Raw genomic sequence first — 12,997 nt, forward strand, 5'->3', positions numbered from 1 at the left:
GTCGTCAGACACACTTTCCCAGCTCAGCAGATGATCCAGATGATGCGCGAAATCCGGGTCAGCAGCGTTGAGTCGGCGAATTGCAGTCGGTGCGGTCATAGCGAGAGCCTCATAGGAATGGCAAAAACTCAGGCGCCCTAACTTAGCAGTCGTTTCCGCTTGGGCACCTGAGATTCTGGCTATGAGGCGGATAGACGGGCGCGACTCAAGGTCGCGCAGGTAGATCAGCCGCGGTGTCGCGATTCCACTGCGTTGCGCAGTGTATCGATCAACGCCTGGATTCGGGCGTGTTGCATTTTCATCGAAGCCTTGTTGACCACCAGGCGCGAGCTGATCGTGGCGATCAATTCCTGAGGTTCCAGGCCGTTGGCGCGCAGGGTGTTGCCGGTGTCGACCACGTCGATGATCTTGTCAGCGAGACCGATCAGCGGCGCCAGTTCCATCGAGCCGTACAGCTTGATGATGTCGACCTGACGGCCCTGCTCGGCGTAGTAACGCTTGGCAACGTTAACGAACTTGGTCGCCACGCGCAGACGGCCCTTGGGCTCGGCTGCACCGATCTTGCCGGCGGTCATCAGTTTGCACTGGGCGATTTGCAGATCCAGTGGCTCGTACAGGCCCTGGCCGCTGTATTCCATCAGCACGTCTTTACCGGCGACGCCGAGGTCAGCCGCGCCATGCTCGACATAGGTCGGCACGTCGGTGGCGCGAACGATCAGCAGGCGTACGTCGTCCTGCGTCGTGGGGATGATCAGCTTGCGGCTCTTGTCCGGATTCTCGGTCGGCACAATACCGGCTTCAGCGAGAAGCGGCAGGGTGTCGTCAAGGATGCGGCCCTTGGACAGTGCGATGGTCAACATGGGAAACGTCAGTCCTTATCAAGGTACTCATGTCCGGTCGCAATCGGCGCCGGACACACATCGAGCCGGAAACCGGCTCGACTCAAAACGAATTCAACGGACACGTCCCTGTGTCCCAATGCAGCAATCAGCCCGGAACGCGACGGATCTTGGCGCCCAGCATCTGCAGTTTTTCTTCGATGCACTCGTAACCACGGTCGATGTGGTAGATGCGGTCGATCAGGGTGTCACCTTCGGCAACCAGTGCCGAGATCACCAGGCTAGCCGAAGCCCGCAGGTCGGTGGCCATGACTGGCGCGCCTTTCAGCACTTCAGTACCGGTGACGATGGCGGTGTTGCCTTCGACCTGGATCTTGGCGCCCATGCGGTGCAGTTCATAAACGTGCATGAAGCGGTTTTCAAAGATCGTCTCGATCACTGCACCCGTGCCTTCGGCAATAGCGTTGAGCGAGATGAACTGCGCCTGCATGTCCGTCGGGAACGCCGGGTACGGCGCGGTGCGCACGTTGACCGCTTTCGGGCGCTTGCCGTGCATGTTCAGCTCAATCCAGTCTTCACCGCTGGTGATTTCTGCGCCGGCTTCACGAAGTTTTTCCAGTACGGCTTCAAGGATGGTTGGATCGGTATCCTTGACCTTGACGCGGCCACCGGTGACCGCGGCGGCCACCAGGTAGGTGCCGGTTTCGATACGGTCAGGCATGACTTTGTAGAAACACGAACCCAAACGCTCGACGCCATCGATGGTGATGGTGTCGGTGCCAGCACCGGAAACCTTGGCGCCCATGGCGTTGAGGAAGTTTGCCAGGTCAACCACTTCAGGCTCGCGGGCGGCGTTCTGCAGCACGCTGCGGCCCTTGGCCAGAGCAGCAGCCATCATGATGTTTTCGGTACCGGTTACGCTGACGGTATCGAAGAAGAAGCTCGCACCACGCAGGCCACCTTCAGGCGCCTTGGCCTTGATGTAGCCGCCTTCGACGTCAATGATCGCGCCCATGGCTTCGAGACCGCGAATGTGCAGGTCGACCGGACGCGAACCGATGGCGCAACCGCCAGGCAGCGCAACTTCGGCTTCACCGAAACGAGCGACCATGGGGCCCAGTACCAGGATCGATGCACGCATGGTTTTCACCAGTTCGTACGGCGCGATCAGGGTCTTGATGGTGCGCGGGTCGATTTCGACGCTGAGCTTCTCGTCGATCACCGGCTCGATGCCCATGCGCCCGAACAGCTCGATCATGGTGGTGATGTCGTGCAGGTGCGGCAGGTTGCCGACCGTCACCGGGCCATCGCACAGCAGGGTCGCAGCCAGGATCGGCAGGGCAGAGTTCTTTGCCCCGGAAATGCGGATCTCGCCATCAAGACGAGCGCCACCAGTAATAATCAATTTATCCATAAGAATCTCGACGCCCTTAGGCTCAGGTGCGCTCGGCCCAGGCCGCGCTGCTGAAAAATTTCATAGTGACCGCATGGATGCTGCCATCGGTGATCCATGGGTTCAAATGGGCATAGATCTGCTGCTGACGCTTCACCGGGCTCAACGCCGCCAGTTCATCGCTAATCACGTTCAGCTGGAAATTGCAGCCTTCGCCCTCAACTTCTACCAACGTTCCGGGCAGCTTTCCTTCAAGGAAGCTCTTCACTTCTACGGCCTGCATGCTCAACCTCAATCGGCGCCCTGTGCGCACGGGTCGGACATCATACAAAAAAGCCCCGCGCCTGCGAACCCCGCATGGCAGGACTCTGACGGGGGGCTTCTTTATCGATGCGGGTTCAGGGTTGCGCCAACAGCTCGGTCAGTTCGCTGACCTGAGCGATTTCGCGCATGTCTTCGGGCATCGCCCGGATGCTTACCGCCTTGCCGGCGGCTTGCGCATCGCGGATAAAGCACAGCAGCAACGACAAGCCGACGCTGCTGGACTTCTTCACCGCCGAGCAATCGATGACCAGCGAAGCAGCCTTGCTCGACTTGATCAGCGCCTGACCTTCCTTGCGCAAGTCAGGACCGGTGCGGTAATCCAGCACTCCGCTGAGCAATAGCTCGTCGACATCACTCATACGAACTGCCGCCTCAGTCATTGTGCCGACTTCTCTTCGGTGGTGGCTTTGGCCTTGGCAACCTCACCAGCCCAACCGTTGATAGTCTTGTCCAGATCATTGCCGTTACGCTGCATCGCGTCGGCGAACTGATCACGGAACAGCTTGCCGATGTTGATGCCGTTGATGATCACGTTGCGCAGTTTCCACTCGCCGTTGATCTTCTCCAGCGTGTATTGCACAGGATAGATCGCACCGTTGCTGCCCTTGACGGTCATGCCGACACTGGTGCGGTCACCCGACTCATCCTTGGCAGGATCGACGGTGATGCCCTGGTTGTTGTACTCGAGCAAGGCGTTGCCATAGAACTGGAACAGGCCTTTCTTGAAGTTTTCTTCGAAGGTCTGCATTTGCGCCGGCGTAGCCTTGCGCGAATACTTGACCGTCATGATGCTTTTGGAAATACCTTCGGCATCCACCACCGGACCGACGATCGTGTTCAACGCCGTGTAGAAATCCTGCGGATCCTGCTTGTACTTCTCTTTATTGGCCTGCAGATCGGCGAGCATCCGGTTCGTCGTATCCTGAACCAGATCGTGCGCCGACTGTGCCGCCACAGCGGTACCCATCAGTGGCAGTGTCGCGAGCAACACCAACAGGCCACGTCGCAAGGTAGAGATCATTCAAAAGCTCCTCATTTGGCGTCTTTGCTAACGGTATTGAGCAGGAATTTACCGATCAGGTCTTCCAGTACCAGAGACGACTGCGTGTCGTGAATGGTTCCACCATCCTTCAGACGGGTGTCCTCCCCGCCTACGCTGATACCGATGTATTTCTCGCCCAGCAGACCCGCGGTCAGGATAGACGCTGTGGAGTCGGTCGGCAGATTGTCGACCTTTTTATCCACTTGCAGGGTCACCCGACCGGTGAAGCTGTCGCGATCCAGATCGATTGCGGTGACCTTGCCGATGGTGACACCGGCCATGGTCACTTTGGCTCTGACCGTCAAACCGGCGATATTGTCGAAGTAGGCATAAAGTTTATAGGTATCGGTGGTCGAAGTCGGAGACAGGCCACTGACCCGCAAAGCAAGCAGCAACAAAGCCAGGATCCCTGCCAGCAGGAACAGGCCGACACCGATTTCCAGGGTGCGGTTTTGCATCAGAAATCTCCAAACATCAAAGCGGTCAGAATAAAGTCCAGGCCCAGCACTGCCAGCGAGGCAAATACTACGGTCTTGGTGGTGGCCCGACTGATGCCCTCGGAAGTGGGCTCACAGTCATAGCCTTGGAATACGGCGATCCAGGTCACGACGAAGGCAAACACGATACTTTTGATGACGCCATTGAGCACGTCACTGGTGAAGTTCACGCTGTTTTGCATGTTCGCCCAATACGAGCCTTCATACACGCCCAGCCAGTCGACAGCCACCCACGAACCGCCCCAGATACCCACCACGCTGAAAATCATCGCCAGCACCGGCAGGGAAATGAAACCGGCCCACAGACGCGGGGCAATAATGTATTTGAGCGGATCGACACCGATCATTTCCAGGCTGGAAAGCTGCTCGGTGGACTTCATGTTGCCGATTTCTGCGGTCAGTGCCGAACCGGCGCGCCCGGCGAACAGCAGCGCAGTCACCACCGGGCCGAGCTCACGCAGCAGCGTCAGTGCAACCATCTGCCCCACCGCCTGCTCCGAACCGTAGCTCGACAAAATGCTGAAACCCTGCAGCGCCAGCACCATGCCGATGAAAATGCCGGAGACCACGATGATCACCAGCGACATCACGCCGACCGAATGCAGCTGCTTGATCAGCAAGCCGAAACCGCCGCTGATCCCGCCACGCCCCAGCAAGGCGTGGAACAGGAACAGCGTTGCACGACCGAACACCGCAATGGCGTCGATTGCCGCTTCGCCGAAACGGCGCACGCGTTCTATTAATGAAATTCTGCGCATCAGCGCTTCCCCAGAAGATCTGCGCGGTAATCCGTCGCTGGAAAATGGTACGGCACCGGGCCATCGGGATTGCCGGTCATGAACTGGCGAATCCGTGGTTCATCTGAATTCATCAGTTCGTCCGGCGTGCCCTGACCCAGCACCTGACCATCACCCACTACATAGATGTAGTCGGCGATGCTCGCGGTTTCGGCCAGATCGTGGGACACCACGATACTGGTGATCCCCAGCGCATCGTTGAGCAGACGAATCAGCCGCACCAGCACGCCCATGGCAATCGGATCCTGACCGACGAACGGTTCGTCGTACATAAGGATCTGCGGATCGAGCGCAATCGCCCGGGCCAGCGCCACGCGGCGCTTCATGCCGCCGGACAACTCGTCGGGCATCAGCTCGATGGCGCCGCGAAGACCGACCGCCTGCAATTTCAGCAGGACGATGTCGCGGATCATTTCTTCGGGCAATTGGGTATGAACGCGCAGGGGAAAAGCGACGTTCTCGAACACATCGAGATCGGTGAACAGCGCGCCGCTCTGGAACAGCACACCCATGTGCTTGCGCGCATCGAACAGATCGCTGCGCGACAGCGCAGGCAGGTTCTGACCGTTGACCCAGACTTCGCCGCTGGCAGGACGCAACTGTGCGCCCATCAACCGCAACAGCGTGGTCTTGCCACACCCGGAAGGTCCCATGATGCCGGTGACCTTGCCGCGCGGGATGCGAATATCGACGTTATTGAAAATGCTGCGCGCACCGCGCTTGAAGGAGACTCCCTTCAGCTCGACCGCGTAGGCGTTATCGGCACTCATCTAAACTCCTTGCGATGCAGCCTCTCACTCGGACGCCTGGCTTTAGTTAAAAAGCACGTACATCCCGGGCAGGCCGAACTGGCGGCGAACTATATCACTGCAAAGGCCATGCGCCCAAGGCTTGTACCGGCCCCTGTTCGGCTAAATGACAGGTCTGGAGACTGTTTTCCCGGGTTTTGGTAACGAGGAATGACAAAGCACGACGAACTTGCGTGAGGCTTTCCAACATAACCGCTATAATCGCCGCCTTTTCATCGGGCTATACGATTTCTGACATGAGCCAATCCAGCGACCTGATCCAATCGGCACAACGCACCATACGCCTCGAAGTGGAAGCCGTACAAGGCTTGTTGCCCCATATCGACGCCGATTTCGTACGCGCTTGCGAGATGATTCTGGCCAGCAAGGGCCGTGTTGTGGTGGTCGGCATGGGCAAATCCGGGCACGTCGGCAACAAGATTGCGGCGACACTGGCCAGCACCGGCACCCCGGCATTTTTCGTACACCCGGCCGAAGCCAGTCATGGCGACATGGGCATGATCACTCGCGATGACGTGATCCTCGCGCTGTCGAACTCCGGCTCGACCAACGAAATCGTCACCCTGCTGCCGCTGATCAAGCGTCTGGGCATCCAGTTGATCAGCGTGACCGGCAATCCGGCCTCGCCATTGGCCAAGGCCGCTGAAGTCAATCTCAACGTACACGTCGAACATGAAGCTTGCCCGCTGAACCTGGCCCCGACCTCCTCCACCACTGCCGCACTGGTCATGGGCGACGCCCTGGCGGTGGCATTGCTGGAAGCCCGCGGCTTCACCGCTGAAGACTTCGCCTTCTCCCACCCGGGTGGCGCCCTCGGCCGTCGCCTGTTGCTGAAAGTGGAAAACGTCATGCACGCCGGGCAGGAACTGCCGCAGGTGCAGCGCGGCACGCTGCTCAAGGACGCGCTGATGGAAATGACCCGCAAGGGTCTGGGCATGACTGTGATCCTTGAAGCCGACGGCAAACTGGCGGGAATCTTCACCGACGGCGATTTGCGCCGCACCCTGGATCGCAGCATCGATATTCGCAGTGCCACGATTGACCAGGTCATGACCGCTCACGGCAAAACCGCCCGGCCGGAGATGCTCGCCGCCGAAGCCCTGAAAATCATGGAAGACCATCGAATCAACGCACTGGTCGTTGTCGATGAGGAAGATCGCCCGGTCGGCGCCTTCAACCTCTCCGATCTGCTGCGCGCAGGAGTGATGTAAATGAGCACCGATCTGCTGCAACGCGGTAAAGCAATCAAGCTGGCGGTTTTCGACGTCGACGGCGTCCTCACTGACGGACGTCTGTATTTCCTTGAAGACGGCAGTGAATTCAAGACATTCAATACGCTCGACGGTCAGGGCATCAAAATGCTGATGAACGCTGGCGTACAAACCGCCATCATCAGCGGTCGCAAAACCCCCGTGGTCGAGCGCCGGGCGAAAAACCTCGGCATCCCGCACCTGTTTCAAGGGCGCGAAGACAAATTGGTGGTTCTGGACGGTCTACTTGAACAACTGGGCCTAAGCTATGAACAGGTCGCCTACCTCGGTGACGACCTGCCCGACCTCCCGGTGATTCGCCGTGTGGGACTGGGCATGGCTGTCGCCAACGCTGCCGACTTCGTCCGCGAACACGCTCACGGCGTGACCCGGGCCCGTGGTGGCGAAGGTGCCGCCCGCGAATTCTGCGAATTGATCCTGCGCGCCCAGGACCGTCTCGATGCGGCCAACGCCGCGTACCTGTGAGCCAAACCATGTTTAGCAAAAAATTTCGCAACTTCCTGCTGTTTGGCTGCATCGCCGCGATATTCGCAGCGGTAGGCTACTGGAACATCAGCCCGGAACGCTTCCTCGACAAGCCTCCGGTCACGTCCGTCGAAACCCCTATCGACTGGTATGCAACCAATACGCATACCCTGCAATACCTGCCGGACGGCAAAGTGCAATATGAAATGACCTCCGAAAAGGCCGAACACGTCAAGGCGACCGACATTACGCTGGTCACCAAGCCCGATCTGAACATGTACCGTGGAACGGAGTTTCCGTGGCACGTGACCAGTGAACGCGGCGAAGTGAATTCGGGCGGCACCCAGGTCGAATTGATCGATTCGGTACGCATCAAGCGCACCGATGAGCAAAACCGCGATCTACTGGTCACCTCCACGCGCATGACAGTGTTCCCGCAGGAACAATATGCGCAGACCGAGCAACCCGTTAGAATCGACGGCGCTGGCGGTGTATCGACTGGCGTGGGAATGAAAGCGTATCTGAAGGAAAGCAGGATACACCTGCTATCGAACGTAAGAGGACAGTATGAGGCTCGTTAAAACCCTCCCTATTTTGCTCAGTCTGGGCGCAGCACTGGGAAGCGTGAGCGCCTGGGCTCTGCCGAACGATCAGCAACAGCCTATCCGCATCCAGGCCGACGACGCCCAACTGGACGACAAGAATGGCATTGCCACTTATAAAGGCGACGTCATCATCACTCAGGGCTCAATGAAGGTTACCGGCAACACTGTGACCATTACTCGCACGCCGGCCGGTGACATCGACGTGGTGACCTCGGTGGGCAACCTCGCCTACTTCGAGCAGTTGCAAACTGCTGGCGATACCAAACCCGTTCAAGGCTGGGGCGTGACGATCCAGTACCACGCCGCGCAAAATCGCGTCGTGCTGATCGACAAGGCCAAGGTTGTCGACAAGGACAACAACACGACCCAGGGCGAGAAAATCGTCTACGACACCGTGAAGAAACTGGCCAGCGCCGGTCGCGCTACCGGCAGCAAAGTCACCGAGTCGCGCCCGCGCATCGACATGGTGATCCAGCCGAAGAAGAAAACCGACGAGAAAACCCAGTAATGGCAACTCTGAAAGCTCAGCACCTGGCCAAGGCCTATAAAAGCCGCCAGGTCGTGCGTGACGTCAGCCTGTCGATCGACAGCGGCCAGATCGTCGGCCTGCTCGGCCCGAACGGCGCTGGCAAGACCACCTGCTTCTACATGATTGTCGGCCTGGTTCAGGCCGATCAGGGTCGTGTGCTGATCGACGATCTGGACGTCAGCCACCAGCCAATGCATGGCCGCGCCAAGGCCGGTATCGGCTATCTGCCGCAAGAAGCGTCGATCTTCCGCAAACTGTCGGTGGCCGACAACATCATGGCCATCCTCGAGACCCGTCAGGAGCTCGACAAGGCCGGCCGTCGCAAGGAGCTGGAAAGCCTGCTGCAGGAATTCCACATCAGCCACATCCGCGACAACCTCGGCATGAGCCTGTCGGGTGGTGAACGCCGCCGGGTGGAAATTGCCCGCGCGCTGGCGACCGCACCAAAATTCATCCTGCTCGATGAACCGTTCGCCGGTGTCGACCCGATTTCGGTCGGCGACATCAAGCAGATCATCCACCACCTCAAGGCCAAGGGCATCGGTGTGTTGATCACCGACCACAACGTGCGTGAGACCCTGGATATCTGCGAAACCGCCTACATCGTCAACGACGGTCAACTGATCGCCGAAGGTGACTCCGCGACCATCCTGGCCAACGATCTGGTCAAAGAAGTGTATCTGGGCCACGAATTCCGCCTGTAAGCGCAAAGTGCCCGGTGAGCCGCCCGGGCGCTGTATCGATTCAAGCAGGATTTAATACGCTTTAATTGTTACAGCGCTCTAGGCAAACACTTCAGTTTCAGGCATATAATTTGCTTAAGTTTGGCGCCCCGGCGCCCTGTAGTGGATGGCGCATAGCGCCGGCGAATAAGGTGTTAAGCCCCTGCCATGAAACCATCGCTAGTCTTGAGAATGGGCCAGCAGCTGACGATGACACCGCAGCTGCAACAGGCCATCCGCCTGCTCCAATTGTCGACCCTGGATCTGCAACAGGAAATCCAGGAGGCCCTGGAATCCAATCCGATGCTCGAACGCCAGGAAGAAGGCGACGACTTCGACAACTCCGATCCCTTGGCCGACAGCGCCGAACAGAAGCCCAACACCGAGATTCAGGAACCCTCCTATCAGGAAACCGCACCGACGGTGGACAACCTCGAGGACGGTGACTGGAGTGAGCGTATCCCCAACGAGCTTCCGGTCGATACGGCCTGGGAAGACGTTTACCAGACCAGTGCCAGCAGCCTGCCCAGCAGCGATGACGACGAGTGGGACTTCACCACACGCACTTCCGCTGGCGAAAGCCTGCAAAGCCACTTGCTGTGGCAATTGAACCTGGCACCGATGTCCGACACCGATCGACTGATCGCCGTCACCCTGATCGATTGCATCAACAATCAGGGTTATCTGGACGAAACACTCGAAGAAATCCTTGAGGCGTTCGATCCGGAGCTGGACATCGAGCTGGACGAGATCGAAGCCGTCCTGCACCGCATCCAGCAATTCGAACCCGCTGGTATTGGCGCCCGCAACCTCGGCGAGTGTCTGCTGCTGCAATTGCGCCAGTTGTCGGCCAAGACCCCTTGGCTGGCCGAAGCGAAGCGTCTGGTCACCGACTACATCGACTTGCTCGGCAGCCGCGATTACAGCCAGTTGATGCGCCGCATGAAACTCAAGGAAGACGAACTGCGTCAGGTCATCGAACTGGTGCAGAGCCTCAACCCGCGTCCGGGCTCGCAGATCGAGTCCACAGAAGCCGAGTACGTCGTACCGGACGTCATCGTGCGCAAGGACAACGAGCGCTGGCTGGTCGAGCTCAATCAGGAGTCCGTGCCACGCCTGCGGGTCAACGCCCAGTACGCCGGTTTCGTGCGTCGCGCCGATACCAGCGCCGACAACACCTTCATGCGCAATCAGTTGCAGGAAGCTCGCTGGTTCATCAAAAGCCTGCAAAGCCGCAACGAAACCCTGATGAAAGTGGCCACGCAGATCGTCGAGCATCAGCGCGGCTTCCTGGAATACGGCGACGAAGCCATGAAGCCGCTGGTCCTGCATGACATCGCCGAAGCGGTCGGCATGCACGAATCGACGATTTCCCGGGTGACCACGCAGAAATTCATGCATACCCCGCGCGGTATTTATGAACTGAAATACTTTTTCTCCAGCCACGTAAGCACCTCCGAAGGCGGCGAATGCTCGTCCACGGCGATCCGCGCGATCATCAAAAAACTGGTTGCCGCGGAAAATCAGAAAAAGCCGTTGAGTGACAGCAATTTCGCTGTTTTACTGGTGCAACAAGGCATTAAGTGGGGACGCCCAACCTTCGCAACGTACCGCGAATCCCTCGGGATCGCGCCTTCGAGCGAACGCAAGCGGTTGATGTAAGCCACGTTACAGCGTTCCAGTGGCAGGCTATCCAGCCTGCCGCTTTATGCACTGGCAACGAAGGAGAAGCTGTATGCAAGTCAACATCAGTGGACACCAACTGGAAGTGACCGAACCGCTGCGCATCTACATCAACGAGAAACTCGAACGATTGGAGCGCCATTTCGACAAGATCACCAACGTGCAAGTCACGATGTGCGTCGAAAAGCTGAAGCAGAAAATCGAAGCCACCTTGCATATACCCGGCGGAGAAGTGGTCGCCAATGCCGAGCATGACGACATGTATGCCGCGATCGACTCACTGACCGACAAGCTGGATCGCCAACTCAAAAAGCATAAGGAAAAGACCCAGAGCCTCCTCCAGGGCGCTACCGGTCGATAACCCCCTACTCCATGATCCGACTTGAAAGTATCCTGACCCCCGGCCGTTCCCTGGTGAACGTGCCGGGCGGCAGTAAAAAGAAAGCCCTCGAACAAATTGCCAACCTGATCGCCCGCGAAGTGCCGGATCTGGAGATGCAAGATGTCTTCGAGGCCCTGATCGCCCGTGAAAAACTCGGCTCTACCGGTTTTGGTAACGGCATCGCCATTCCCCACTGCCGCCTCAAGGGTTGCCAGTCGCCAATCAGCGCCTTGATGCACCTTGAAGCCCCTATCGATTTCGACGCCATCGATGGCGCCCCGGTTGACCTGCTGTTCGTTTTGCTGGTCCCGGAAGCGGCTACCGATGCACATCTGGAGTTACTACGCCAGATCGCCAGCATGCTCGACCGCAAGGACGTGCGCGATAAATTGCGCAGCGCCGCGAGCAACGAAGCCTTGTACCAGGTCGTTCTGGACGAGCAGAACGGGCACTAATCATGCGCTTGATCATTGTCAGCGGCCGTTCCGGCTCGGGTAAAAGCACCGCCCTGGATGTCCTTGAGGACAACGGTTATTACTGCATCGACAATCTGCCGGCCGGCCTGCTGCCGGAACTGGCCGAACGCGCGCTGATTCACACTGAACTGGCGCAACCGCTGGTGGCCGTGTCAATCGATGCGCGTAACCTGCCGAGCCATCTGACGCGTTTCCCGGAACTGCTTGAAGATGTCCGCAGCAAGCACATTCAGTGCGATGTCTTGTATCTGGATGCCGACGAGGAAACCCTGCTCAAGCGTTTTTCCGAAACCCGCCGTCGCCATCCGCTGAGTAACGCCAACCGCTCGCTGGCCGAAGCGATTCAGGATGAAACCGCTCTGCTCGGCCCTATCGCCGACCTCGCCGACCTGAAGATCAACACCACCAATCTGAATCTGTACCAGCTGCGCGACACCATCAAGTTGCGTTTGCTGAATCAGCCGGAGCCGGGCACCGCGTTCCTGGTCGAATCATTCGGCTTCAAGCGCGGCATGCCGGTGGATGCAGATCTGGTGTTCGATGTGCGCTGCCTGCCCAACCCGTACTGGAAACCTGAATTGCGCGCGCAATCGGGTCTCGATGAACCCGTGGCGGAATATCTGGCGGCGCAGCCAGAAGTGGAGGAAATGTTCCAGGACATCTTCACCTACTTGCACAAGTGGCTGCCGCGCTTCGCCGCGAGCAACCGCGCCTATGTCACCATTGCCATTGGCTGTACCGGCGGGCATCACCGCTCCGTCTACCTGACCGAACGCCTGGGTCAGGCCCTGCAGAAAACCCTGAAGAACGTCCAGGTTCGCCACCGCGACCTCACTTAAAGGATTCACACCGCGATGCCTGCTCTGGAAATCGAAATCATCAATAAACTGGGTTTGCATGCCCGAGCTTCCGCGAAGTTCGTTGGCGTCGCCGGTGAGTTCAAAGATTGCAAGATTCGTGTCGGGCGGACTCCAGAGGCCATGGTCGACGGAAAAAGCATCATGGCCATGATGATGCTCGCTGCCGGCAAGGGCACGATCATTCACCTGAGTACCGAAGGTGAGCAGGCTGACGAAGCCTTGCAGGCATTGGTGAATCTGATCAACGACTACTTCGGCGAAGGCGGCTGATCGCCTGTGGCGAGGGAGCTTGCTCCCTCGCCA

Annotated in this window: 19 protein-coding genes; 10 read left to right on the forward strand and 9 right to left on the reverse strand. The window is 58.5% G+C overall.

Annotated features, from left to right (window positions below):
• From ACIOWE_RS08905 to ACIOWE_RS08945, 9 genes are all read right to left on the reverse strand, one after another.
• Window positions 1-99: hypothetical protein (locus tag ACIOWE_RS08905; protein WP_401390046.1), on the reverse strand; the 99-nt coding region annotated here is incomplete at its 3' end.
• Between the two features lie 125 nt (window positions 100-224).
• The gene (hisG, locus tag ACIOWE_RS08910; protein ID WP_016771668.1) at window positions 225-860 is read right to left on the reverse strand and encodes an ATP phosphoribosyltransferase; all 636 of its coding nucleotides are present in this window, start codon (window positions 858-860) and stop codon (window positions 225-227) included.
• 127 nt (window positions 861-987) lie between these two features.
• Window positions 988-2,253, reverse strand: a complete 1,266-nt coding sequence (gene murA / locus ACIOWE_RS08915) for a UDP-N-acetylglucosamine 1-carboxyvinyltransferase (protein ID WP_201235312.1) — start codon at window positions 2,251-2,253, stop codon at window positions 988-990.
• Between the two features lie 22 nt (window positions 2,254-2,275).
• Window positions 2,276-2,515 carry a BolA family protein gene (locus ACIOWE_RS08920; protein WP_007912386.1) on the reverse strand — a complete coding sequence of 80 codons (240 nt, stop codon included), beginning with the start codon at window positions 2,513-2,515 and terminating at the stop codon, window positions 2,276-2,278.
• A gap of 115 nt (window positions 2,516-2,630) precedes the next feature.
• Window positions 2,631-2,936 (reverse strand): lipid asymmetry maintenance protein MlaB, encoded by a 306-nt coding sequence (locus ACIOWE_RS08925; RefSeq protein ID WP_201235314.1) that lies wholly within the window; start codon window positions 2,934-2,936, stop codon window positions 2,631-2,633.
• The gene (locus ACIOWE_RS08930) at window positions 2,933-3,577 is read right to left on the reverse strand and encodes a phospholipid-binding protein MlaC (RefSeq protein ID WP_201235316.1); all 645 of its coding nucleotides are present in this window, start codon (window positions 3,575-3,577) and stop codon (window positions 2,933-2,935) included. Before ACIOWE_RS08930 ends, ACIOWE_RS08925 begins: the two co-directional genes overlap by 4 nt.
• An 11-nt stretch (window positions 3,578-3,588) precedes the next feature.
• Window positions 3,589-4,056: an outer membrane lipid asymmetry maintenance protein MlaD gene (mlaD, locus tag ACIOWE_RS08935; RefSeq protein ID WP_007967220.1), complete on the reverse strand. Its 468-nt coding sequence runs from the start codon at window positions 4,054-4,056 to the stop codon at window positions 3,589-3,591.
• Window positions 4,056-4,853 (reverse strand): lipid asymmetry maintenance ABC transporter permease subunit MlaE, encoded by a 798-nt coding sequence (gene mlaE / locus ACIOWE_RS08940; RefSeq protein WP_201235318.1) that lies wholly within the window; start codon window positions 4,851-4,853, stop codon window positions 4,056-4,058. The genes mlaD and mlaE overlap by 1 nt, the downstream gene beginning before the upstream one ends.
• Window positions 4,853-5,662, reverse strand: coding sequence for an ATP-binding cassette domain-containing protein (locus ACIOWE_RS08945; protein ID WP_401389996.1), 810 nt, complete (start codon window positions 5,660-5,662; stop codon window positions 4,853-4,855). The genes mlaE and ACIOWE_RS08945 overlap by 1 nt, the downstream gene beginning before the upstream one ends.
• 275 nt (window positions 5,663-5,937) lie before the next feature.
• On the opposite strand from ACIOWE_RS08945, the gene ACIOWE_RS08950 reads away from it, so the two are divergent.
• From ACIOWE_RS08950 to ACIOWE_RS08995, 10 genes are all read left to right on the forward strand, one after another.
• Window positions 5,938-6,912 carry a KpsF/GutQ family sugar-phosphate isomerase gene (locus ACIOWE_RS08950; protein ID WP_047299779.1) on the forward strand — a complete coding sequence of 325 codons (975 nt, stop codon included), beginning with the start codon at window positions 5,938-5,940 and terminating at the stop codon, window positions 6,910-6,912.
• Window positions 6,913-7,437: an HAD family hydrolase gene (locus tag ACIOWE_RS08955; RefSeq protein ID WP_201235327.1), complete on the forward strand. Its 525-nt coding sequence runs from the start codon at window positions 6,913-6,915 to the stop codon at window positions 7,435-7,437.
• An 8-nt stretch (window positions 7,438-7,445) separates the two neighbouring features.
• Window positions 7,446-8,018: an LPS export ABC transporter periplasmic protein LptC gene (gene lptC, locus ACIOWE_RS08960; RefSeq protein ID WP_401389999.1), complete on the forward strand. Its 573-nt coding sequence runs from the start codon at window positions 7,446-7,448 to the stop codon at window positions 8,016-8,018.
• Complete coding sequence (gene lptA / locus ACIOWE_RS08965; RefSeq protein ID WP_116029478.1) at window positions 8,005-8,550, forward strand: lipopolysaccharide transport periplasmic protein LptA; 546 nt, start codon at window positions 8,005-8,007, stop codon at window positions 8,548-8,550. Before lptC ends, lptA begins: the two co-directional genes overlap by 14 nt.
• Window positions 8,550-9,275: an LPS export ABC transporter ATP-binding protein gene (gene lptB, locus ACIOWE_RS08970; RefSeq protein ID WP_007953572.1), complete on the forward strand. Its 726-nt coding sequence runs from the start codon at window positions 8,550-8,552 to the stop codon at window positions 9,273-9,275. The genes lptA and lptB overlap by 1 nt, the downstream gene beginning before the upstream one ends.
• Window positions 9,276-9,461: 186 nt before the next feature.
• Window positions 9,462-10,955, forward strand: a complete 1,494-nt coding sequence (locus ACIOWE_RS08975; protein ID WP_401390002.1) for an RNA polymerase factor sigma-54 — start codon at window positions 9,462-9,464, stop codon at window positions 10,953-10,955.
• 73 nt (window positions 10,956-11,028) lie between these two features.
• The gene (gene hpf, locus ACIOWE_RS08980; protein WP_401390004.1) at window positions 11,029-11,337 is read left to right on the forward strand and encodes a ribosome hibernation-promoting factor, HPF/YfiA family; all 309 of its coding nucleotides are present in this window, start codon (window positions 11,029-11,031) and stop codon (window positions 11,335-11,337) included.
• Window positions 11,338-11,348: 11 nt separating this feature from the next.
• Window positions 11,349-11,813, forward strand: coding sequence for a PTS IIA-like nitrogen regulatory protein PtsN (gene ptsN / locus ACIOWE_RS08985; RefSeq protein WP_401390007.1), 465 nt, complete (start codon window positions 11,349-11,351; stop codon window positions 11,811-11,813).
• Between the two features lie 2 nt (window positions 11,814-11,815).
• Window positions 11,816-12,673: an RNase adapter RapZ gene (gene rapZ / locus ACIOWE_RS08990; protein WP_401390010.1), complete on the forward strand. Its 858-nt coding sequence runs from the start codon at window positions 11,816-11,818 to the stop codon at window positions 12,671-12,673.
• Between the two features lie 15 nt (window positions 12,674-12,688).
• Window positions 12,689-12,964 (forward strand): HPr family phosphocarrier protein, encoded by a 276-nt coding sequence (locus ACIOWE_RS08995; protein ID WP_401390013.1) that lies wholly within the window; start codon window positions 12,689-12,691, stop codon window positions 12,962-12,964.
• Window positions 12,965-12,997 lie beyond the last annotated feature (33 nt).

The sequence above is a fragment of the Pseudomonas sp. NPDC087598 genome (genome assembly GCF_044743525.1).
In the GTDB taxonomy this organism is placed as follows: domain Bacteria; phylum Pseudomonadota; class Gammaproteobacteria; order Pseudomonadales; family Pseudomonadaceae; genus Aquipseudomonas.

Excerpts from the sequence above, each read along its gene's own strand:
- hisG (WP_016771668.1), bottom strand. The coding sequence starts at position 860 with ATGTTGACCATCGCACTGTCCAAGGGCCGCATCCTTGACGACACCCTG.
- murA (WP_201235312.1), bottom strand. The coding sequence starts at position 2,253 with ATGGATAAATTGATTATTACTGGTGGCGCTCGTCTTGATGGCGAGATC.
- ACIOWE_RS08920 (WP_007912386.1), bottom strand. The coding sequence starts at position 2,515 with ATGCAGGCCGTAGAAGTGAAGAGCTTCCTTGAAGGAAAGCTGCCCGGA.
- ACIOWE_RS08925 (WP_201235314.1), bottom strand. The coding sequence starts at position 2,936 with ATGACTGAGGCGGCAGTTCGTATGAGTGATGTCGACGAGCTATTGCTC.
- ACIOWE_RS08930 (WP_201235316.1), bottom strand. The coding sequence starts at position 3,577 with ATGATCTCTACCTTGCGACGTGGCCTGTTGGTGTTGCTCGCGACACTG.
- mlaD (WP_007967220.1), bottom strand. The coding sequence starts at position 4,056 with ATGCAAAACCGCACCCTGGAAATCGGTGTCGGCCTGTTCCTGCTGGCA.
- mlaE (WP_201235318.1), bottom strand. The coding sequence starts at position 4,853 with ATGCGCAGAATTTCATTAATAGAACGCGTGCGCCGTTTCGGCGAAGCG.
- ACIOWE_RS08945 (WP_401389996.1), bottom strand. The coding sequence starts at position 5,662 with ATGAGTGCCGATAACGCCTACGCGGTCGAGCTGAAGGGAGTCTCCTTC.
- ACIOWE_RS08950 (WP_047299779.1), top strand. The coding sequence starts at position 5,938 with ATGAGCCAATCCAGCGACCTGATCCAATCGGCACAACGCACCATACGC.
- ACIOWE_RS08955 (WP_201235327.1), top strand. The coding sequence starts at position 6,913 with ATGAGCACCGATCTGCTGCAACGCGGTAAAGCAATCAAGCTGGCGGTT.
- lptC (WP_401389999.1), top strand. The coding sequence starts at position 7,446 with ATGTTTAGCAAAAAATTTCGCAACTTCCTGCTGTTTGGCTGCATCGCC.
- lptA (WP_116029478.1), top strand. The coding sequence starts at position 8,005 with ATGAGGCTCGTTAAAACCCTCCCTATTTTGCTCAGTCTGGGCGCAGCA.
- lptB (WP_007953572.1), top strand. The coding sequence starts at position 8,550 with ATGGCAACTCTGAAAGCTCAGCACCTGGCCAAGGCCTATAAAAGCCGC.
- ACIOWE_RS08975 (WP_401390002.1), top strand. The coding sequence starts at position 9,462 with ATGAAACCATCGCTAGTCTTGAGAATGGGCCAGCAGCTGACGATGACA.
- hpf (WP_401390004.1), top strand. The coding sequence starts at position 11,029 with ATGCAAGTCAACATCAGTGGACACCAACTGGAAGTGACCGAACCGCTG.
- ptsN (WP_401390007.1), top strand. The coding sequence starts at position 11,349 with ATGATCCGACTTGAAAGTATCCTGACCCCCGGCCGTTCCCTGGTGAAC.
- rapZ (WP_401390010.1), top strand. The coding sequence starts at position 11,816 with ATGCGCTTGATCATTGTCAGCGGCCGTTCCGGCTCGGGTAAAAGCACC.
- ACIOWE_RS08995 (WP_401390013.1), top strand. The coding sequence starts at position 12,689 with ATGCCTGCTCTGGAAATCGAAATCATCAATAAACTGGGTTTGCATGCC.